At 58.7% G+C, this 20,890-nt stretch carries 16 protein-coding genes; 8 read left to right on the top strand and 8 right to left on the bottom strand.

The annotated features are described in order from the left end of the window. Nucleotide 1 precedes the first annotated feature (1 nt). Nucleotides 2-781 (top strand): YdcF family protein, encoded by a 780-nt coding sequence (locus Q1A32_RS02180; protein WP_299648870.1) that lies wholly within the window; start codon nucleotides 2-4, stop codon nucleotides 779-781. A gap of 15 nt (nucleotides 782-796) precedes the next feature. On the opposite strand, the gene Q1A32_RS02175 is transcribed toward Q1A32_RS02180, so the two are convergent. Then, the gene (locus Q1A32_RS02175) at nucleotides 797-1,516 is read right to left on the bottom strand and encodes a WecB/TagA/CpsF family glycosyltransferase (protein ID WP_299648867.1); all 720 of its coding nucleotides are present in this window, start codon (nucleotides 1,514-1,516) and stop codon (nucleotides 797-799) included. A gap of 139 nt (nucleotides 1,517-1,655) precedes the next feature. On the opposite strand from Q1A32_RS02175, the gene Q1A32_RS02170 reads away from it, so the two are divergent. From Q1A32_RS02170 to Q1A32_RS02155, 4 genes are all read left to right on the top strand, one after another. Further along, a complete protein-coding gene (locus tag Q1A32_RS02170) occupies nucleotides 1,656-2,570 on the top strand; it encodes a glycosyltransferase family A protein (protein WP_299648864.1) in 915 nt (304 codons plus the stop codon). Between the two features lie 160 nt (nucleotides 2,571-2,730). Next, a complete protein-coding gene (locus Q1A32_RS02165; RefSeq protein ID WP_299648861.1) occupies nucleotides 2,731-3,984 on the top strand; it encodes a glycosyltransferase family 4 protein in 1,254 nt (417 codons plus the stop codon). 1 nt (nucleotide 3,985) lies between these two features. Next, the gene (asnB, locus tag Q1A32_RS02160; RefSeq protein ID WP_299648858.1) at nucleotides 3,986-5,935 is read left to right on the top strand and encodes an asparagine synthase (glutamine-hydrolyzing); all 1,950 of its coding nucleotides are present in this window, start codon (nucleotides 3,986-3,988) and stop codon (nucleotides 5,933-5,935) included. Between the two features lie 381 nt (nucleotides 5,936-6,316). Beyond that, nucleotides 6,317-9,319 carry a hypothetical protein gene (locus tag Q1A32_RS02155; RefSeq protein ID WP_299648855.1) on the top strand — a complete coding sequence of 1,001 codons (3,003 nt, stop codon included), beginning with the start codon at nucleotides 6,317-6,319 and terminating at the stop codon, nucleotides 9,317-9,319. 470 nt (nucleotides 9,320-9,789) lie between these two features. Here the strand turns inward: Q1A32_RS02155 and Q1A32_RS02150 are convergent, their stop codons facing one another. Further along, nucleotides 9,790-10,626: a 2OG-Fe(II) oxygenase gene (locus tag Q1A32_RS02150; RefSeq protein WP_299609924.1), complete on the bottom strand. Its 837-nt coding sequence runs from the start codon at nucleotides 10,624-10,626 to the stop codon at nucleotides 9,790-9,792. A gap of 382 nt (nucleotides 10,627-11,008) precedes the next feature. On the opposite strand from Q1A32_RS02150, the gene Q1A32_RS02145 reads away from it, so the two are divergent. After that, nucleotides 11,009-11,800, top strand: a complete 792-nt coding sequence (locus Q1A32_RS02145; RefSeq protein ID WP_299648852.1) for an inositol monophosphatase family protein — start codon at nucleotides 11,009-11,011, stop codon at nucleotides 11,798-11,800. A 13-nt stretch (nucleotides 11,801-11,813) separates the two neighbouring features. Here Q1A32_RS02145 and Q1A32_RS02140 read toward each other — a convergent pair whose 3' ends face one another. Genes Q1A32_RS02140 through Q1A32_RS02115 form a run of 6 tightly spaced genes read right to left on the bottom strand, consistent with a single transcriptional unit; the run spans nucleotide 11,814 to nucleotide 18,888 of the window. Further along, nucleotides 11,814-12,380 carry a histidine phosphatase family protein gene (locus Q1A32_RS02140; protein WP_299648849.1) on the bottom strand — a complete coding sequence of 189 codons (567 nt, stop codon included), beginning with the start codon at nucleotides 12,378-12,380 and terminating at the stop codon, nucleotides 11,814-11,816. Further along, nucleotides 12,380-13,447 (bottom strand): ABC transporter ATP-binding protein, encoded by a 1,068-nt coding sequence (locus Q1A32_RS02135; RefSeq protein WP_299648846.1) that lies wholly within the window; start codon nucleotides 13,445-13,447, stop codon nucleotides 12,380-12,382. Before Q1A32_RS02135 ends, Q1A32_RS02140 begins: the two co-directional genes overlap by 1 nt. A 12-nt stretch (nucleotides 13,448-13,459) precedes the next feature. After that, on the bottom strand, nucleotides 13,460-15,676 hold the full coding sequence (locus Q1A32_RS02130; protein WP_299648842.1) for an iron ABC transporter permease: 2,217 nt from the start codon (nucleotides 15,674-15,676) through the stop codon (nucleotides 13,460-13,462). Between the two features lie 3 nt (nucleotides 15,677-15,679). Then, entirely contained in the window at nucleotides 15,680-16,705 is a 1,026-nt protein-coding gene (locus Q1A32_RS02125) for an ABC transporter substrate-binding protein (protein WP_299648839.1), read from the bottom strand. A gap of 57 nt (nucleotides 16,706-16,762) precedes the next feature. Next, nucleotides 16,763-17,230 (bottom strand): NUDIX hydrolase, encoded by a 468-nt coding sequence (locus Q1A32_RS02120; RefSeq protein WP_299648836.1) that lies wholly within the window; start codon nucleotides 17,228-17,230, stop codon nucleotides 16,763-16,765. Further along, nucleotides 17,227-18,888 carry a Na/Pi cotransporter family protein gene (locus Q1A32_RS02115; RefSeq protein WP_299648834.1) on the bottom strand — a complete coding sequence of 554 codons (1,662 nt, stop codon included), beginning with the start codon at nucleotides 18,886-18,888 and terminating at the stop codon, nucleotides 17,227-17,229. Before Q1A32_RS02115 ends, Q1A32_RS02120 begins: the two co-directional genes overlap by 4 nt. 181 nt (nucleotides 18,889-19,069) lie before the next feature. On the opposite strand from Q1A32_RS02115, the gene Q1A32_RS02110 reads away from it, so the two are divergent. Further along, nucleotides 19,070-19,867, top strand: a complete 798-nt coding sequence (locus Q1A32_RS02110) for a DeoR/GlpR family DNA-binding transcription regulator (protein ID WP_299648831.1) — start codon at nucleotides 19,070-19,072, stop codon at nucleotides 19,865-19,867. 41 nt (nucleotides 19,868-19,908) lie between these two features. Further along, complete coding sequence (gene phnD, locus Q1A32_RS02105; RefSeq protein WP_299609943.1) at nucleotides 19,909-20,883, top strand: phosphate/phosphite/phosphonate ABC transporter substrate-binding protein; 975 nt, start codon at nucleotides 19,909-19,911, stop codon at nucleotides 20,881-20,883. Nucleotides 20,884-20,890: the final 7 nt, after the last annotated feature.

The raw sequence follows: 20,890 nt of genomic DNA, 5'->3' as shown, positions 1-20,890 counted from the left end.
CATGCGGACGGTATTTGTCTTTCTGACAACCCCGTCCAATGCACTCGTCTTGCTGATTGTTCTGGGGCTTGGCCTCATGCTGCTGCGCTGGCGGCGATTGGGGATGAGTGCGGCCCTGTTGGGAACCGTGGGGCTGTTGACCTTTGGCTATAGCTCTGCCGGGGAATTGCTGATGGCGCCCCTTGTGTCCCGGTTTGCTCCGCCGGACCTTGAAACGGTCTCGGCCCCTTTTGGTATCATCGTGACCGGCGACGGCGTCAACGAAGTTTCGTCCAGAACAACCGGTGCCTTGATGGAACTGACCGAAGCAGGCGACAGCGTGCCAATCTCGGCTTTGCTGGCCCTGCGATATCCTAATGCGCAGCTGATCCTGATCGGCGGCAGCGGTCATCCCAGACCGACACGGCCTGCGGACGGAATGCGGCGTATATTGATGGAATTTGGAGTGGACGAGGATCGGATCACCATCGATGCGGACTCGCTGAGCACGCATGAACGGGTGACCAACGCCATGGGCGTGATCGGTGCGGATCGGGACAAGACATGGTGGCTGGTCACGTCAGCTCACCGGATGCCGCGTGCGATCGGTGTGTTTCGCGCTCAAGGGCTTGAGCCAATCCCATACCCGGTCGATTTTCGCTGGATACCGCCCTTTGACCCTCTCTATACATATCCCCTGACCGAAGGGCTGGCGATGACGGATACGGCCGCCAAGGAATGGCTCGGCATGTTGCTCTATCGCATGCAGGGCAAGACCCAAACCTATTTCCCGGCACCATAGCGCCATTGCAAGGGATCAGGCGCGTTGCGACAGCCGCCTGATGTGCATGAAGTATCTCACAATATCGATTGTATATCGCCGCCCCAACCGAAGCGGTTCGCGGCTGAGTCGATGCAGCCATTCCAACCGCATTCGTTGTACCCACAGAGGTGCGCGGGGAATGTGGCCGGAATGAAAGTTGGCCCAGCCGCCTCCACAGATGATCAGACCGTCGCCTTTGTCCGACAAAAGCTTGCCTGCCAACAATTCTTGCCGGGGCATCCCCATGCACAGGACCAGAATATCAGGCTGAAGCGTCCGGTACTTCTCGACATAGAACGCGTCCTCATGAAACCCGTGCTCCAGCGACACAAGCGCATCATGCCCGTCTTCACGCAACCGCACGCCCAGTTTCTCCAAGGCTTCCTCGGAGGATCCCCAGACCGCCAGACGCGCAGACCTGTGGTGCGCCAGCACCTTGGGGATCAGGTCAGTGCCATTCAGGTTCTCGGTCTCCTGCAGCCCCAGTCGCTGCATCCCTTTGGCAAGCCCGACCCCGTCGCGCAGCAGAAACTCACTGTGCAACACCTGCTGACGAAAACCGGTGTTCTCAGCCGCGCAGTTGACGCCATGCGCGTTGAGAAACATCAGCCGCTGCGCGCCCTTGCCGGGGTGAAGCTGGTCCAGAGACCAGGCCAAAGAGTCCCGTTCCACCTTTCGGAGGACCTCCAAAAGCTCTGCATCTGCCTGCGTCATGTCGTGAAATCACCATCTTTCAAGAATATGCGTACCAAAGGGGCGGAATAGAATTTGTTTTGTCCGCCCGATCTTGTAGCAACCCAACTATATATACACGCTGAAAATACAATTTTGCCGCAAACATAACCCGGATTCCATGACTTATATCCTGATCTCGCCCTGCAAGAACGAAGGGGCTTTTATTGAAAAGACGCTTATCTCGATCCGGGACCAGTCGGTGCCACCGGTACAATGGGTCATTGTCGACGATGGCTCTACCGACGACAGTGTTCAGATTATCGAAAAATACCTGCCGGACATGCCATATATCAAGGTCGTGAACCGGCCGCAGGGTGACCGGCGGGTGGGTGGTGGCGTGATCGAGGCGTTCAATACTGGCCTCGCGGCCGTTGACGTGACCGACTACGACTACTTGTGCAAGCTCGATGTCGATCTGGACCTGCCGCCACGCTATTTCGAGACCCTTCTGGACCGCATGGCTGAGGACCCGCGCCTTGGAACGGCCTCGGGCAAGGCGTACTATATGCATCCCACCACGAACGAGCGCAAAAGCGAGCTGTGTGGTGATGAAGCCTCGGTCGGGATGACGAAATTCTACCGCCGTACCTGCTTTGAAGAGATTGGCGGCTTTGTCGCCGAAGTGGGCTGGGACGGCTATGACTGCCACCGTGCGCGCTGGTTTGGGTGGCGCGCCGTCAGCTGGAATGATCCGGAACTGCAATTCATCCACCTGCGCCCCATGGGGTCGAGCCAGAAAAGCATCTATCGCGGGCGCATCCGCCATGGCAAAGGGCAGTTCCATCTGGGCGCGCATCCGCTGTTTTTCATGTTGAGTTCGCTCTACCGCTCGGTGCGGCAGCGACCCTATGTGACGGGCACCCTGTTCTCCATCTATGGCTACATGAAGGCCTGGCTGCAGGGCGAAAAGCGCTTCGGTGACCGTGACATCACGGCCTTCATTCGTGCCTATCAAATGCGCGCCCTGCGCAGCGGCAAGGCAGAGGCCGCCGAATGGGCGTTTCAGCAACGCCGAAACGCGCTTGGCTTGTAGAATGATGTTCATCCATCGGCGCAGCGGGACACATGTGAGGATGTGTGTGCCTTGGAAATCACCAACCGTCTCCATTCCAAACCGCAGGTATGCGGGTCGCGGTTTACTCGACAGCCGCCTTTCGGCATAAAGCCCCAGTTGATTAAGGAACTTGATTTACATGTCTGACCTGCCCCGCGTGGCCTATCTGACATCGCTTTATCCGGCTGCATCTCACACTTTTATTCTGCGCGAAGTGACCGCCTTGCGCGATTTGGGTTTTGAGGTTGTGACCTGTTCCGTCCGCCGTCCCGGACCCACACACCTGATCGGTCCCGAAGAAGAAGCCGCCCACGACAGCACCTTTTATGTCATTGAGGCTGGCAAGAACCCGGTTCGGATGCTGCAAGCGATTGCAGGGGGGCTCGCATCACCCGCCCGCTTTCTCAAGGCCCTTAAGTTGGCCCGCCGCACCGCACCGCCGGGGTTGAAAGGGGCACTTAAACAGCTCGCCTATTTTGCCGAAGGCCTTGTGTTGTCCCGGCACTTGCACGCGCAAGGTGTTCAGCACCTGCACACCCATTTCGCCGACCCGCCTGCCCATGTGGCGATGTTGACTGCCGCGCTGTCGGGCATCCCCTTCAGCTACACGCTGCATGGCCCCGCCGAAATCTACGAACCCAACACATGGTGCCTGCGCGAAAAGACGGCCGAGGCCACTTTCGTCGCCTGCATCAGCCATTTCTGCCGCTCACAGGCGATGTATTTTTCCGACCCCGCCCATTGGGACAAGCTGCATATCATTCATTGCGGCGTTATCCCCGAGCGCTACGAAAGTGACCCGCCAAAATCGAAGGCACCAGGGACCAACCTTGTTTTTGTGGGTCGCCTGACCCCGATCAAGGGACTTCGGGTCCTGATAGAGGCCTTTGCCGCCGCCCATGCCACGCGGCCTGACCTGACGCTCACGCTGGTGGGTGATGGTGATGACCGGGCACATCTGGAGGCAATGGCTGCGCCTTTGGGCGATGCGGTGCAATTTCTGGGCTTTCAAAGCCAACAGGGCGTGGCCGACGCATTGGCTGCCGCGGATGCATTGGTGTTGCCCTCTTTCGCTGAAGGCTTGCCCGTTGTGCTGATGGAGGCCTTGGCCGCTGGCAAACCGGTGATCTGCACGCAGCTTGCCGGTGTCGGTGAGTTGGTCGAAGACGGGGTATCAGGCTTTATCGTGCCCGCCAGCGACGCCGAGGCGCTGACCGCGCGCATCCACGATATGGCCGAAGATCCTGCACGACGGGCCGAAATGGGCGCACGTGGCCGTGAAAAAGTGCGCGCCGAATTCGATGTGCGCCATGAAGCCGCCCGAATAGGGGCGCTTTTTGCCGGTACACATGACGGCAAGATACGTCCTGACCCGTTGAAGAGACCTTCCTGATATGTGCGGCATTACCGGTTTTCTGTGTACGACGTCCCCCGGGCAGGCCCGCGACGAAGTCCTGCTGCCAATGATGCGGGCTATCGCCCACCGTGGACCGGACAGTCAGGGCCAGTGGTGCGATGCCGATGCCGGATTGGCACTTGGCCATCTGCGGTTGGCTATTGTTGATTTGAGCCCGGCGGGCACGCAACCCATGACGTCGGCTTCGGGGCGTTGGGTGCTGTGTTTCAACGGTGAAATCTACAACCACCAAATCTTGCGGCGTGAGTTGGAAGACACCGGAAAGGCTCCGGAGTGGCGCGGTACCTCCGATACCGAAACCTTGCTGGCGGGGATCGACATTTGGGGCCTGCGGGACACGCTGGAGCGGACCATCGGCATGTTCGCCATTTCGCTGTGGGACCGGGAAACACGGACCCTGTATCTGATCCGCGACCGTATGGGGGAAAAGCCGCTTTACTATGGCTGGCAGGGCGCAGAGGACGCTCGCGCATTGCTCTTTGGTTCAGAGCTCAAGGCGCTGCGTACCCATCCTTCGTTCGAGGGAGAGATCGCGCGCGACAGCCTTGTCGAAGTCTTGCGCCACGGCAATGTGGGTGAAGACCGCTCCGTCTATCGCGGGATCGGCAAGGTCCGACCTGGGGAAATGGTGACCATCGAGGCGTCGACCGGCGCAATAGAGACGGAGTTCTATTGGAATGGCGCAGAAGTTGCTGCGGCGCCCAAGCCTGTGCGTCGCCCTGATGATCAGGTTGTAGACGATCTGGAGGCCCTCCTGATGGATGCGGTCGGCCAACAGATGATGTCGGATGTGCCTCTGGGTGCATTCCTGTCGGGCGGGATCGACAGTTCCGCCATCGTTGGCATCATGCAGCATCTGTCAGACCGGCCCGTGCACACCTTCTCCATCGGGTTTCAGGAAGCACGTTATAATGAAGCCGAGTTTGCCCGGGCCGTTGCCGGGCATCTGGGCACCCACCACACAGATCTTTACGTGACGGATCAGGAATTGCGGGACGTCGTGCCGCTGCTGCCCACAATGTATGACGAGCCCTTCTCCGACAGCTCGCAAATTCCCACCTATCTCGTCTCCAAGCTGGCACGGGAGCATGTGACGGTGTCCCTGTCTGGTGATGGCGGGGATGAGTTGTTCTGCGGTTACGGCCGCTATGCGCATGCGGGCAAACTGCGCACTCGACTGAAATCAATGCCCCAGCCATTGCGCAACTTGGGGGCGAGCGCCATTCGGGCCATTCCTGCCGCCACGCTGACTGCTGCGCTGCAGGGCCTCATCCCGACGCCACAGGGCAAGGAACCCATCGGGCAGCGTCTGCACCGTCTGGCCAACTATGCGCGCCAACCTGATCTGGAGACCCTGCACCGTGCCATGGTGTCTGTCTGGCGGTTTCCAGACGCTGCCGTGCCGGGGGCGTCGCACCCGCAATCCATGCTGGCAGAGCATCTGCCGCCGCAGGGTGCCTTGAGTGATATAGAACGCATGATGCAGCTCGATATGCTGACCTACATGGTGGATGACATTCTGGCCAAGGTGGACCGCGCAACCATGGCTGTCGCCCTCGAAAGCCGTGCGCCGCTGCTTGATCACCGGGTTGTGGAATTTGCGCTGGGCCTGCCCGAGGACCAGAAACTACGTGGAGACGCGACCAAATGGGCCCTACGGCAGGTTCTGTACCGCCATGTGCCCAAAGACCTGATTGAACGGCCCAAGATGGGGTTCGAAGTGCCCATCGGGCTGTGGTTGCGCGACAGCCTCAAGGACTGGGCCGCCGCCCTTCTGGACCGTACGCGTCTGAATCGCGAAGGCTACTTCGATGCGGACCTGATCGATAAGCTGTGGCAGCAGCACCTGTCGGGGCGATTCAATTGGGGCCCGCAGCTCTGGAACGTGCTGATGGTCCAAGCCTGGCTGGAGAGCCTGGATTCCTAAGCGCCTCTTTGCCAAGACACCGGCAAGGATATGCGCACTGGACGCAAACGCATCCGTCCGCTTCCATTTGCAGCAAAGACTTGCACTCTACCTTAGGTCGGTCGGCGAGTTCCTGCGCAGATTTCCCACAGTTCTCAAAATTTCCGGTCAGGTGGCTTGTCTGTTTACCTTCTTGCCGTAAAACCGCCTTAATGAGGGGCCAATTCCTGCACGTTTCGGTAGTAATAATTAACGCAGGAAGTCGAGTAGGTAACCCGCTGAAGTGAAATAACGCGCAGAGCAAGCATGCGCGATCAATGGTGGCTTTCCCTATGGGAAGCCTCTGGAGAAGTATTGCCGGTGGCCTGCCACCGCCAAGGAATGAATGAAAAAGGCGCACTCATGCCACTCACACTGAATACCTCCACAACTGCACAAGTATCCGGCGCTCGGGTCACAACTCTCCAGACGGATGGGTACGAAACCGCGCGCAATATTACGATTATTGATGGACCCGACCACGGCACTCTGACGGTCAACCCTGACAATTCGCTCGCACTCGTCATGACAGAGTCCGACCATACGGGAGCGCTTGATTTCACAGTAGAAATCACGGACGCGAACGGGAACACCTCACAGCAGACCTTCAATTTCAACGTCACAGCCCCCAGCCAACAGGGCGGGTGGGGCACCGGCGCCAACCACTATATGCTGGAGACCGATGACGATGGTGAACTGGTCATTGAAACCGGTGAGAACCACCGTGAGGTCTATGTCTCTGCGTCGTCAGATGCCCTGACCATCTCCGATATTGCGGCCCAGGAAGGGTTGCAGACCTGGCAAATCACCGGCGAATGGCTCGCTGAGCATCCCAACTACGGTTCGAGCGCGGACACGGCCTTGGCCCAAGACGCCGGCATGATGCTGTGGTGGGAACTGACGGGACGTAACTTTGCCACCGGCGAAGATGCAGTCGCCAGCTCGCACTGGCTGCGTCTGGAAAGTGGCTATACCTACGACCAGATCGCGGACAACGCGCTTATGCCAGCGGGGATCCATGGTGAAAGCCCACTGCATCCGGTCGTGATCACCTCCTACGGAGAAGGCGAACAACCGGTTCTGGCCAGCAACCACTGGGTGGCCGGGTACAATGGTGAGACCTTCACCAACATCGTCCTCCATGATCTTAATATCACGGACGAATTGCTTTTCCGTGGTTCAACCGATGGCAGCGGAAACATCCTCGTTGATTCAATCACGGCAACGGACCTGGGATGGGTTGTTGTCGAAGGCGCAGACAGCTTTACGCTGCGCGATTCCAATATGCTGGATACGGGGCCGGACGCGCCGCGCTATGGCGACAACTGGAGCCCTCATGTCGAGCGCTTCTCGGGCTCATACTTCTCTGACACAGAAGGCCTTCTGATTGAAGGCACGCGGTTCACCGGCATCGGTTGGGACGAAGGCTATGACTACTACGGGAGCGGCGACCGTCCGCAACCGGCCAGCACCTATTCCCACAGCATCTATTTTCAGCATGACGTGCTGGACGCGACCTTCCGCGACAACATCTCTGCCTCGGCGGCGTCCATGGCGGCACAGTTGCGCAGCGGCGCATTTGTGGAAGACAACCTGCTGATGGACAGCGGCGGCGGACTGATCTTCCGCGGTGGTGAATTCTGGGGCGAGGGCCCCATCGGGAACTTCACACTTGTGTCCGGCAACGTCATCACGGCCGCTGGGTACCGCGCCGCAAACGAAGGCCAAGGCTACCATGCCATGGGCATCTATAACGGAGGCAACGACACCACTCTGACGGGCAACATTGTCGCGCATCTGGCCGATCCTAACGATCCACAGGAAGTGGCCGAACGTTCAATCAACGAAGGCGGTCTGAACCACGAGCACAGCCCGTATTTCGACGATACAATGGTCTATCGCTGGTATGGCACCTGGCACACAGAGCGCGGCATCGAAGAAGGTGAAAACCAGAACATCGAGGGTCTGGACCGCAGTGTTCTGGATCAGGCAACGGCTGACAACCTGGCCAGAATTGTCCTGAACAACCCGAATGCCAGCCTTGAAGATCTTGTCGCTTGGATCGGTCAGAATGAAGTTGAAGCAGATACGCTCAACGCCTATTTCCAAGCAGCCTTTGGCATCCTGAACGAGACCCGTACGGAGTCGCGTGAAGTGCGCTTCATTCCCAACGAATTGGGCGATGGCGTGCGCTGGGACAACCGCATGAACTGGGACACGGACGATGTGGCCGGCAGTGTGGCAGGCGACCGTGTCAATCTGGGTGGCAACCATGTGATCTATGGCGGCACGCACACCATCTATGGGCTCAACTTTGGCGACGGCGGTCAGCTTGACGTGTCGCATGGACGGCTCAACGTCGCCGGTCAGACAACGACTGGTGTGTCAGGTGGTCAAATCGACATCACCAACGCTGGTCAGGCTTGGCTGAACGGGTACAGCGGCCCCGGAGTTCTCAGCATCACACAGGACGGCGGACGATTTGCCAATACAGGTTCGGTGTCCCGCAATGTCGATCTTGTTATCGACAGTGGACAAGCGATCCTCAGTGCCGATGGCGGGACGTTCACCGTGGGCAGCAACGATGAGCTGACCATCATCGGTGCCGATGCACGCACAGGGTTTGATGGTGATGGCGGCGCGCAGGGTATCATTCGCTTCCTTGCGGGCGCTGACCTGACCATTGCCAACGACGCAAGCGGTCTGGGCAGCATCTCCGAATTCCGGTCCGGCGCATTTGGTGACAACAGCAATGTCTCGTCCCGTGTCGAACTGGGTGACGTTGATCTGACCGTTGATCTGAGCCAGTCCTACCTTGGAAACGGCAGCTACCTTCTGATCAGCGCGGATCAAGTCACAGGCGACATCGGCAGCTTCGATGTTTTGGGCCTCGGTGGGCGCGGCGCGACTGTCACCGTGAACTACAACACCGATGAGGTGTGGCTTGACCTTGGCACCGGCTCCGGCACCTCAGTGCGGACTGTTGGCGACGACAACACCGTTGACGACGACGTGACTGCCAATTGGGATCGCGACGGCGCAGACCAGAGCAATGGTGGCGAAGGGCGTGAAGAATCGTCCGGCGGTGATCGTTCATCGGGTGCTGACAGCTTCGTATTTGCATCCGCCCCCCCAGCCAGCACGTTTGATGTCCAACCCGACGACGTACTGATCGACATAGGCAACGAGCCAGCCGCTTCTGCTGCCGGTGACGTCGTTCTGGTGGAAGATGAAAGGTCGGACAACGCGCCAGTTATGTCGGCCGGCAAATTCGCGTCGTTCGACAAAGAGGATGACGGGGCCATGGCAAGCGCAATGTCTTCGATGGGTTGCATGTCCGGCGCTGAAGCCTGGGCATACTGGTAAAATCCTAAGGGGAGGGCATCGCCAGCGCAGCCCTCTCCCTTCCATCCTTCTGACAAAACCAAAACGGACAAGGCGCGCACGCACTTTGTCCGTTTTATTTTGTGTCGGCACGCGTGTGCCTTCAGCCGAAAGAGCGACAATACAGCGTTGAGAGCGATCAGCTGACCTTAGCTATGTTCCGTCTTGTGCGAAGCCACGTACAGCGCGCGCATGTCGGCTCCCAAAACATCAGCGCTCCAGTTTCTGCGAACAGGAGGTATGACGCGCCCGAGTACGCCAGGGCAGTGCCTCTGCTTGAAAAGGGCAGGATGTTAGCTGGACATCCCGGCTCACCCACAAGCTCCGACTGCCGCCAAGCGATTGGACAGTTTCTGATCGTTCCTCAAATGCAGGATGTCGTGGTCGAGTGGTGTGGCGGAGAGTCGAAACCCTTCGCCTTCCATATTCATGCTCTTTCGGTCATATGTGGTTCAAAGCCCGAGGCGTCTGAGCGGTCCTGCCAATCTGCGATAGACGATAGGTGGCAAGATATCCTGAATGACAGCGCGGCGCGCTTCAAGCTTGTCTGCCTGATCCACGGTACCCGGTCGCGGCTTGAAGAGCGTCCCATGCCCTTTCCGCGACGCATCCCAGGTCGCAGTGTAGTAATAAAGCGCGATCGACTGGCGCGGCTCACCATCAGGGTGGTTCACGGGTTCGGGGTTGCCATGGAACGTGTCCGAGCCGGTCGAAAAGCATACCATACGGTTATAGGTCGGCACGAAGCTCGCCATTTTCGTGGTCATGCCCTTGTCCCAAACCTCGAAGGAGCCGCCATATTCCTCCTTCCAGTCCCGGTTGAGGTAGATCAGCACGTTAAGCCGACGTTCTACCCGCATTTGGCCATGGAAGTTGAAATCGGCATGGATGTCGAGGTGCCCACCATTGAGCGTTTTGTGGATGCCTGCGCCCATGAAGTAGGGATCGGGGATCAATCCCTTGATGCCCGTCATCTGTTCCAGAAACAGAATGAAAGGGCGCGCATTGAAGGCGTAAAACAGGTTCTTGGTGTAGTTGGGCAGACGCTCCGGGATGAAGGACGATTTCAGGTTTTCCTGTGCACGGGAAAAGCTTGTTTCCGCCTCGGGCATCGTTCCCAGTTCTTCAAGCACGCGGTCCAACACAGCCTCTGGCAGGAAGTTGTCGATGCAGCCGTGATGGTAGGGCTCTGCAGATTGATAGGCTTCGGCTTTTGCGGCTCCGGCAGCCTTGGCCACATCATTTTCAATCAGAAGCGTGTCGGGGTCGATGGTGTAATAAGCGGTCATCGGTCGTGCGTTCCCTGGTAATGGAGTGCTTTGATAATAGGTTCGGAATTATTAAAGCGAACAGTACCGCAACGTGATGGCAATGTTGAGACATTTTGCAGCCGTTGCGTGCAAAAAGGACCCTCCGTTGCCAGTGCGCCACCCTTTGAGAGGCGGATGAACGGAGACAGGCGCAACCATAGTGCTACCCGCCTTTCGACATGTTGAGCGCGCCTGAGACATGCGTCCATGTGCTGATTTTCTGTTTTTGTAACGCGGCCATCAAAATGCGCCACATCGTCCACAGTTTGCCCCGGTCGAAGGTATATTCAACTCAGCATTTGCGATGCCGGTCGTCGGTCCTCTAAGTTCAAACAGATGCCAATGTGAAATCGGAGTGCCCATGGATAGCCTTTCAACCCGCCAAGAGTTTGCTATCGCCGTGTGCAGGGATGCAGGTACAAAAGCCGCTCGGTATTTTGCAGACAGAAGTGCGCTTGTGATCGATCAAAAGGGCGCGCAGGACTGGGTCAGCGAGGCGGATAGAAACGTTGAAATCTATATCCGCGAACGGATCGAAGAGGCTTGGCCCGACGATGGTATCGTCGGGGAAGAGCATGCGCCCAAAGTGGGGCAGAGCGGATTTGACTGGGTGATCGACCCCATCGACGGCACCACGAACTTCGTCAACGGCATCCCCGCGTGGACAATCGTGTTGGCGGGGGTTTCGGAGGGGCAGACCCAGATCGGCGTGATCCATGAGCCGAATGTCGATGAGACCTATGTGGCGCGACGTGGCGGTGGGGCAACGTTGAACGGCGCCGAGATGCGGGTGGCGTCCGGTGTCGCGCTGGACAGCGGGACAGTGTCTGTCGGCTATTCAAACCGGGTTGAGGCGGCGCATGTCATACCTGTCCTTGCGGCGCTGGTCGAGCGGGGCGCGCTGTATCACCGGAACGCCAGCGGTGCGTTGTCGCTTGCCTATGTCGCGGCCGGACGGCTGCTGGGCTACATCGAAGAGCATATGAACGCGTGGGATTGTCTGGCGGGTCAGTTGATGATCGAGGAAGCCGGCGGCATGGTCGAAGAACAGGACGCGGACCAGATGATCCGGACAGGTGGGCGGGTCATTGCAGGCAGTCAGGACGTATTCGGAACGCTGGTGGCCATCGCTGATGAGGCGTGGAACGACTGACGTTTGGCGCGGCTCAGGCGATAGGCAGCCAACCGGTTTGCGGACGTAGCGTCGACAGGTCTGCCTGCCAGAAATGCCCCTGTGAAGGCTGATCATGTGTCCGGTCGATGGGCCGGTGCATCAAGTGACACCAAAGCAGCGTTCCAACCGCGCCGTGGGTGACGATGGCAAGATCACCACCAGAATGTTGCGACGCAATTCTTTGTATAGCTTGGCAAATGCGCGCTTGTGCGTCCACGGCCGGTTCCCATCCCCGGAAGCTGTTCGACGGGTTGGCAAAGAACTCATCTGCCGCAGCTTCGAACTCTGCGGGCGGCAGGAAACCGGTGGCGCTGCGGTCGTTTTCGCCAAGGGCCGGGTCGACATTGACAGGTAATGTGCATGGTACGGCAAGGATCGCGGCTGTGTCGTGCGCCTTTCGTTCAGTGCTGCACCAGATATCAGAGACGTGCGCCATATGCGCGCTGGTGGCAAAGGCAGTTGCGCGGTTCCGTCCGGTTTCGCTCAGCCGCCAATCGGGGATCGGGCGATCTGGCTCGACCACCACTTCGGGATGCGTGACGACCAGAAGCTTTGGCACTAGGTTTCTTCGGGCAACAGCACCGGCCCTTTGGCTGCAAAGGCCATCCTGACCTCTGTTCCCGGTTCCAGCGGGTCGTCCACGTCATCAAGCACGGCAAAGACCTGACCGAATTCGCCCGTCAGCGTATATTCCATGTGCACGCCAACATAAGTGGCCTTTGCAACCGTGGCGGCGATACCGGTGTCATGCCCGATGAGAAGCCGCGAGGGGCGCACGGCAAGGGTGGCCGGACCAAGCCCAAGCCCGCGCGCTGGCAAGCTGTGTTGATAGCCGTCGATCTCGATCGTGGCTGTGCCGCCGTCGACCGATACGATCTGGCATGTCAGCAGGTTCGCCTCGCCGATGAAATCGGCAACAAAGCGGTCATTGGGGGCGTCGTACAGTTGCCGTGGTGTGCCGATCTGGGCAATGGACGCGTTGCGCATCACAACAATTTCGTCCGAAACCGCCAGTGCTTCTTCCTGATCGTGGGTGACGTAGACGACGGTGAGGCCGAGGTCCTGCTGGATCGCCCGAATGTCTTCGCGCACCTGCCGGCGCAATTTTGCATCGAGGTTCGACAGGGGTTCGTCGAACAAGAGCACTTGCGGCTCAAGAACCAGTGCACGGGCCACGGCGACACGCTGTTGCTGTCCACCCGACAGCTCGGATGGCAGGCGGTCGTCAAAGCCCTTCAGGCCGACCAAGTCCAGACCGTGAAGCGCGCGGGTTCGTGACTCGTCCTTCGAAAAGCCCGAAAAGGTCAGACCGTACATCACATTTTCCAGCACGCTCATGTGGGGGAACAGTGCGTAGGATTGAAACACCATGGATACGTCGCGGTCAGTGGCGGGCAGGCGGGTTACATCGCGATCGCCGATCAGAATGCGGCCCGAACTGGCCATCTCCAGTCCAGCGATCATGCGCAGTGTCGTTGTCTTGCCGCAGCCCGATGGCCCCAGCAGCGTGACGAGTTTGCCGGCCTCGACATGCAGGTCGATGCTGTCGACGGCGACCACGTCTTTGCCAAAGACTTTCGACACGCCCTCGAACCGGACGGGAGCGGCCTTGGATTGAATGCTCATGGTCGGGGTTCCTTACACATTGGTGCGCGACTGCGTCATGCGGCGCCCGATCCGGGTGCGCCCAACGATCAACTGCATGACGGCCACAACCGACAGCATCACGAAGATCAGCGTGGTCGAATAAGCGATGGCAAGGCCATAGTCGTTATTCTCGACCCGCCCGATGATGTAGCTGGTTGCCATGTCGTACTTGGCCGACACAAGGAAGATCACCGCCGAGATCGCCGTCATGGCCCGGACGAAACTGTAGACAAGTGCCGCAAGGATTGCAGGGCGCAACAGCGGCAATATGATCCGGCGGAATGTTTGCCATGAATTCGCGCCAAGGGTGAGGGACGACTCGTCCAGTGACTTGTCCAATTGGCTCATTGACGCGATACCTGCGCGCACGCCGACGGGCATATTTCGGAAGATAAAGCTGACAACCAGAATGACGCCCGTGCCGGTGATTTCGATAGGCGGCACGTTGAACGCAAGGATGTAGCTGACACCGATCACCGTGCCGGGAATGGCAAAGGACAGCATCGTACCGAACTCGAAGGCATTCTTGCCCGCAAAGGACTGGCGCGTGAGCAGATAGGCGGTGACCAGCCCCACCGCCGCCGTAAGGGGGGCGGCGATGGCGGCGATGGTGATCGTGGTCCAGAAACTGTCCCACGCGGCCCCAGTCCAGCGGATGCCTTCGGCCTCGAACCGGACGCTGAAGGCGGTGACGTAGTGCTTGAAGGTGAGCGTGTTGTTGACGCCCCACAATTCGACCACGCTGCCGTAGATGATCATGGCATAAACCACCGCAGTGAACAGCGCCCATGTCAGGGCAATCGCGAGGACGGGAACGGCAAATGCGGTTGGCATCAACGGATGAACGCCTGCGTCACCCTTGCCGGTGACAGTGGTATAGCTTCTTTTGCCCAGCCAAGCGCGCTGGGCATAGAAGGCCGAGAGAGTGAAGAACAACAGCACCATGGCCAGAACAGCGGCGCGGCCTTGATCGTATTGTGCGCCCACAATGGCAAAGAATATCTCGGTCGAAAGCACGTCGAAGTTGCCGCCAAGCACCAGCGGATTGCCGAAGTCGGCCATCGACTCGATGAAGCCCAAGAGAAACGCATTGGCGAGGCCGGGCCGCATCAACGGCAGCGAGACTGTGCGGAACGTCTGCCAGCGGTTGGCGCGCAGCGTCTGCGCGGCCTCCTCCATCGAGGGAGAGACGCCTTCGACCACACCGATTAGCACAAGGAAGGCAATCGGGGTGAAGGCGAGCGTCTGCGCGATCAGCACACCGGGCCAGCCATAGAGCCAGCGGGTGGGTTGCGTGCCGAAGAGATCGGCAAAGAAAACTGTGATTGAACCCGACAGGCCAAAGAGCAGGATCAGCGCCAACCCGATCACGAAGGGTGGCGTGATGATCGGCAGGACCGTCAATGCACGAATGGCGCGTTTGTAGCGAAAGCCCGAGCGGGTGACGACAAGAGCGAAGCAGAGCCCGAGTATGGTTGTGATGAAACCAACTGCGATGGCAAGGAACAGCGAATTCCAGGCGACGCCACAGCGCGCGCCCCAAAGGCACCCAAGCCCCCACAGCCGGTCATCAAAGAACTTCGCGGCGAAAACGGCCAGCGAATATGCTCCGTCTTCGGTGACGAAGGCCGAAAACAGCATGTTGGCAATCGGGTAGAACACAAAGGCCGTGACAATCGTGATAACGCCGCCGATGGCGCTGACGACAAAGACATCACCGTTGATTGCACCACGTGCGGCGATGCCCTGTGTCAGAATAAACAGGAAAGACGAGGCGCAGATCATCGCGCCGTAGCCCATACCGAACTGGCGGATCCGCAGGTCTCCGAACAGGGCTTCCAGCCAGTCATAGTTGAAGCCACGGATGCCGATGCCGAAGCCCTGGGCAATCAGCCAACCAAACCCGAGGGCTCCGGACAGGATCAGGATGCGGGCGTAAAGCGGGTCGGATTTGGCACGCCCAAGCACCAGAAGCGGCATGGCAAGTGGGATCAGAAGTGGCGTGAGCCACAGTTTTTCGCCCTGACCGATCAGAAACGCAGCTGGCGCGAAATCCTCATCAAAAGGATAGCCATCGACCAGCCACAAGAATGACCAAATGCCATCCTCGACCATATACCATGGCAAAAGAAGATACCCGACCCACCCGGCAATGATCCAGAAGATCAAAACCGGGCGGGCGGTCCGTAGACTTGAGACGGAACGCATGGATTACTGAGGCAGAACTGACACCTCTTCGTCCCACTTCTGAAGCAGGCGCTTGCGTTCATCAGACGAGCCATACTTTTTGAAGTCATAATCGATCAGCTTGATCGTCGACATGTCAGGGGCGCTGTCGGATGTCTGTGCGCCTGTGTTCGACGGCACCTGAAAGGCGTTGACCTCAAGGGCAAGGTTTTGCGCGTCGGTGCTCAGCGCCCAGTCGTAGAACTGCTTGGCCTCGTCCTCGTTGCGCGCGCCGTCGATGATCGACATCGACCCGATCTCGTATCCGGTGCCCTCGCATGGTGCGACGACCTTGACCGGGAACCCAGACACCGCCTGTTTCACAGCATCATGCATGAAGACGATGCCGATGGTGTTTTCACCGCGGCCCGCAGCCTTGATCGGAGCCGAGCCCGATTTGGTATACTGGTTCACGTTTGCATGAAGGCCTTTCATGAACTCAAAGCCTTCGTCTTCGCCGAAGATTTGCACCATCGAGGCAAGCGTTGTGTAGGCCGTGCCCGAAGAGTTCGGGTTCGCCATCTGCACGTGACCCTTGTATTCAGGCTTCAGCAGATCTTTCCAACACGCGGGTTCTGGCAGATTGTTCGCGGCCAGCAGATCGGTGTTGTAGCCGTAGCCCAACGCACCCGAATAAATGCCGATGGTCTTGTTGCCAGCGCTCTCGGCTTGGGAAATCGCCCAATCGTGCAGCTGGTCGCGCATGGGCGACATGTATTCCATCGTCAGCCCTTCTTCGGCGGCCTGCAAATGCGGATCACCGGTGCCGCCCCACCAGACGTCACCCTTGGGGTTGGACGCCTCGGCGCGGATTTGGGCAAATGTTTCGCCCGAGGATTTACGCGTCATGTCGACATCAATGCCGGTCGCATCCTCAAAGCTGCGGGCCATCAACTGGCACCAGTCTTCCTGTGCCGAGCAATAGAACGTCAGCTTGTCCGCCTGCGCCATGCTGACCGACGCGGCAAGTGCGACCAACGCGCTCGCGCCCGTGAGTTTCAGTTTGTTCATTTTGGTCCTCCCTAGGGTTCAAACGATCCGGTATTTCCGGATTCTATCCGCTCGACGTTAGGCCGCCGGGCGCAATTCTTCGAGTTCAATCAGTTTTTTCGGGTTCTTTGCCAAGTCCCGAAGCAAATGCGTCAATTCAGGTTCGTCCACCAGCTTTGCGGCTTTTCCCAAAGAAAACCAGTGCCTTTTGCGTTCCTTGCGTTCTTTCCAACGCCGTTTCAACCTGTCCACGATCATCGGATAGACCGTCACCCGGCAAAGGACCGAACGATTCTTCGCCAGTCTTTTGTGATAGTGATAGATGCCAATTGCCTGGTCCGACACGAAGCCAACGGCGCCCGCTTCTTCCAGCGCTTCGATCTTGGCCGCCTGCCACGGCTTCTTTCCATCCATCGTCCAACCCTTGGGCATGACCCACCGGCCGCGGTCGCGCGAGGTAACCATAAGGACCCGCAGCTTGCCCTTTTTGTCCCAACGGACGGGCAGGGCGGCGATCTGTACGGCCATGTCGCGTTTCGTGCTCATGCCAGACCCATGGAGCGTTTCGGTTTCGCCAGACGACTGCCCAGCAAATCCCCGGTCTCTTCGGCAATCGGATAGGCGACATAGCTGAGGGCTGCGTTGATCTGTTTCAGCAGGCACAGGACTTCTTGATGGATGTTCGTCGTCTCGATGCTGGCCGTGCCACCTTGTTGCAGACGTTTGAGGTGGCATTCCTGCAGCCGCTGCTCCTCGACCCGGATGCGGTCCTTTTCCGCCACCAGTTGACGGGCGGCTTCGGCATCGCCGGTCGTCAGCACCTGTAACGCCAATTGACCGTTGGTGACGACTTGATCGTGAAAATGCTCAAGATCGTTTGTGCCTTGTTCGGAAAAGGCGAGGGCGTCGTCACGCAACTTTTTCGCCAGCGTGGCGAGGTTGACGGCAATGCGATCTCCGGCCTCTTCGAGGCTGTTTGCCATCGCGACGATCTCAAGCGTTTTCTTTTCTTCAGCCTCGGTCAGCGTGCGCTCCCGCAATTGAGAGATGTAGATCTTGGTTTCGAAATGCATGTGGTCGATTTTGTCTTCGCACAGGTCGATCATCCGCGCGGTGTCCGCATTCCAATCGCGAAACAGGCTCATGATAGGAACCAAGGTGGTCTGCACCGTTTCCGCCATCGTGAGCAATTCGCGCTGGGCGCAGGCAAGGGCAAGCGGCGTGTGTTCAAGCGCTGTCTTGTCCAACGCCGTGACGGTAGCTGCGCTGTTTTCGGCACGTTCAGGGACGAGTGCCTCAGCCAACCGCACCAGAAGGCCGATGAAAGGGAGCGCCAGGACAACGACGGCTGTATTCAGGGCGATATGCAGCACGATGGCCTGCTGACCTGCGTTTGGAATGGCAAAGAGCGGCTGAAATACCCCAAGGTGCAGCGCGGCGAAAAATACCAGTGTCACGACACCGCGGGCCAAAAGGTTGCCAACGGCGACAAGGCGCGCGGGCCTGTCGTCTCCTATCAGCAAGACGAACGGAATGAACGCGCCGCCCAGGTTTGCGCCGATCACCAATGCTGCGGCGACGGGTGCGCTGACAAGACCTGTCGCCGCGAAGGTGGCAAAGGTCAGCACGGCGGCAAGGCTGGAGTGCATGACCCATGTCAAAAGTGCCGCGATGACGAAGGCGCTGACCAGATCGCTTTGGAAGTATGTGGCAATGGACTGGACAATGTCATTTTCGCCCATCGGCGCTGTGGCCTGTCTGATCATGTCCAGCGCAATCAGCACGAGGGCAAAGCCGATTGTGATGCGCCCGACCTGTTTTGTCTTTCGGCTTCGCGCCTTGAAGAACGTCAGAATTCCGGCCAGCAGAACAAACGGGATCGCGGCCTGAACCGGTAAGAAGAGGACCTGCGCCATCAGGGCCGAACCCAGATCTGCGCCAAGGACAAGCGCCAAAGCCGCTGGGACTGCCAGCATGCCCGAGACTGCAAAGCCAGCGCCGATTAGCGCGACCGCCGTGGCGCTTTGCATCACCATCGCGGCCAGTATCCCGCCGCTCGCAGCCGACACAGTGCGCCCCGACAAAGCGCGCAGCCGGCGCTTGAGTTCTGGCATGAAAGCCCGTTCGACCCCGGTTCGGATCAGGCGCACGGACCACAGTAGCAATGCCACCGCCGCGGCGAGGTGCCCGGCCAGCAAGATCATGGGTGCAGTCGCGTCGTCTTGGTCCGCTGGTATGATGCGTCCCGGGTCAAATCTGGTTTCCTTGTTGTTTTCAAAGGTAATTTTGAAAATCTCACACTGAAACGTGGCTTATGCAACAAAATAATTGAAAATCCGTCGGAAAGGCCACACTCTGCCCTCAGGGGACGTAACGGGGCGGCAGATGTCGAAAGCGGAGATCAAGGACAGGGCGCGCTTGAAGAAAAAGGAGCGGCGCCGTCAGATCTTGCTGGAGCTCAAATTGCGTCCGCATGTGCGGATCAGTGAGCTGGCGCAACGCTTCAATGTCTCGACCGAAACCGTGCGTCGGGATTTCGATGCGCTGTCTGGCGAAGGGCTGATCGCCCGCGCCCACGGCGGCGCATCAGCCCCGTCGCAGGGGCATTATCCAAATCTGGACGAGCGGGCAAATTCACGGATCGACGAACGCGAACGCATCGGTCGGCGTGCCGCCAAGCTGGTTCGCGAGGGCGAGACGGTGATGATCGATTCCGGGTCTACCACCATCGAGATGGCGCGCGCGCTGGCCTATCTGGGTACGCCCTGCACCGTCATCACCAATTCGATCCCCGTGGCAATGACACTTGGCCACGGTGCCCCCGAAGTGCTGCTTTGTCCGGGTGAATATCTCGCCGCCGAGTCAGCCGTGATCGGGACCGAAACACTGGAATTCCTGTCGCGGTTCAACGTCGACCGTTGCGTGATCGGATCGTCCGGTTTTTCGACCGAGGGGCCGTCGGAATCGGTGCGTGGGTTCGCTGCAGTAAAGCGGATGATGCTGCAGAGGGCCGAATATCGGCACCTTCTGATCGACTCGCAAAAGTTCGGGCGCAAGGGGTTGGCCCACGTAGGAGACTTGACGGGCCTGCAATCTATTGTTGTTGATAGCCGACCAAAAGACGCGCTGCTTGGTGCGCTGGTCGCGGCGAACGTAGACATCATTTCAACGGACGACACATAATCAATCGCGGCAAAAAACGCCGCATGTCAGGGAGGACACACATGAAACTGGACATAAAACTGCTGATAGGTGCATCGGCCCTAGCGTTGATGGCGCTAGGCACCTCGGCCTCGGCCCAGGATTGCCCGCGCGGAGATCTGGACGCACGCTTCTGCGATGCGGATGGCGACCTGATCGCGGACATCCCCACCGATGCCGCCGACCAGATTGACCCCGACACATTGATCTTCGCCTATACTCCGGTCGAAGACCCTGCCGTCTACAAAACCGCATGGTCGGATTTCCTCGAGCATCTGGAGGCTGAAACCGGCAAGGACGTCGTGTTCTTCCCAGTGCAGAACAACGCCGCCCAGATCGAGGCGATGCGGTCGGGTCGCTTGCATATCGCGGGCTTCAATACGGGCTCGAACCCTTTGGCGGTCAACTGCGCTGGCTTCCGGCCCTTTACGATCATGGCGTCGAAGGATGGTAATTTCGGCTATGAGATGGAGATCATCACATATCCCGGCTCGGGCATCGAAAGCGTGGAAGATATCAAGGGCAAGCAGCTTGCCTTTACCTCACCCACGTCGAATTCGGGCTTCAAGGCACCATCTGCCATCCTGAAGGGCGATTTCGATATGCTGCCCGAACGCGACTTTGAGCCGGTGTTCTCGGGCAAGCATGATAATTCGATCCTTGGTGTCGCCAATCAGGACTACATGGCCGCCTCTATTGCGAACTCGGTCAAGTCGCGGATGATCTTGCGTGATGTGATCAAGGAGGATGACGTCAAAGTCATCTACAAGTCCCAGACGTTCCCGACGACGGGTTTTGGCACGGTTCACAACCTGAAACCTGAATTGCAGGACAGCATCCGTGACGCCTTTTTCAGCTTCGAATGGGAAGGCACATCGCTCGAGGCCGAGTTCTCGAAGTCGAACGAGGGCCAGTTCCTTGAGATGACCTATCAGGAGTTCTGGGAAGTCATCCGCAAGATCGACGCGGCGAATGGCGTGTCCTACGCCTGCGAATAGGTCTTCG

Source organism: uncultured Tateyamaria sp. (assembly GCF_947503415.1).
Taxonomy (GTDB): domain Bacteria; phylum Pseudomonadota; class Alphaproteobacteria; order Rhodobacterales; family Rhodobacteraceae; genus Tateyamaria.
This window is presented reverse-complemented; position numbering and strand designations above follow the sequence as displayed.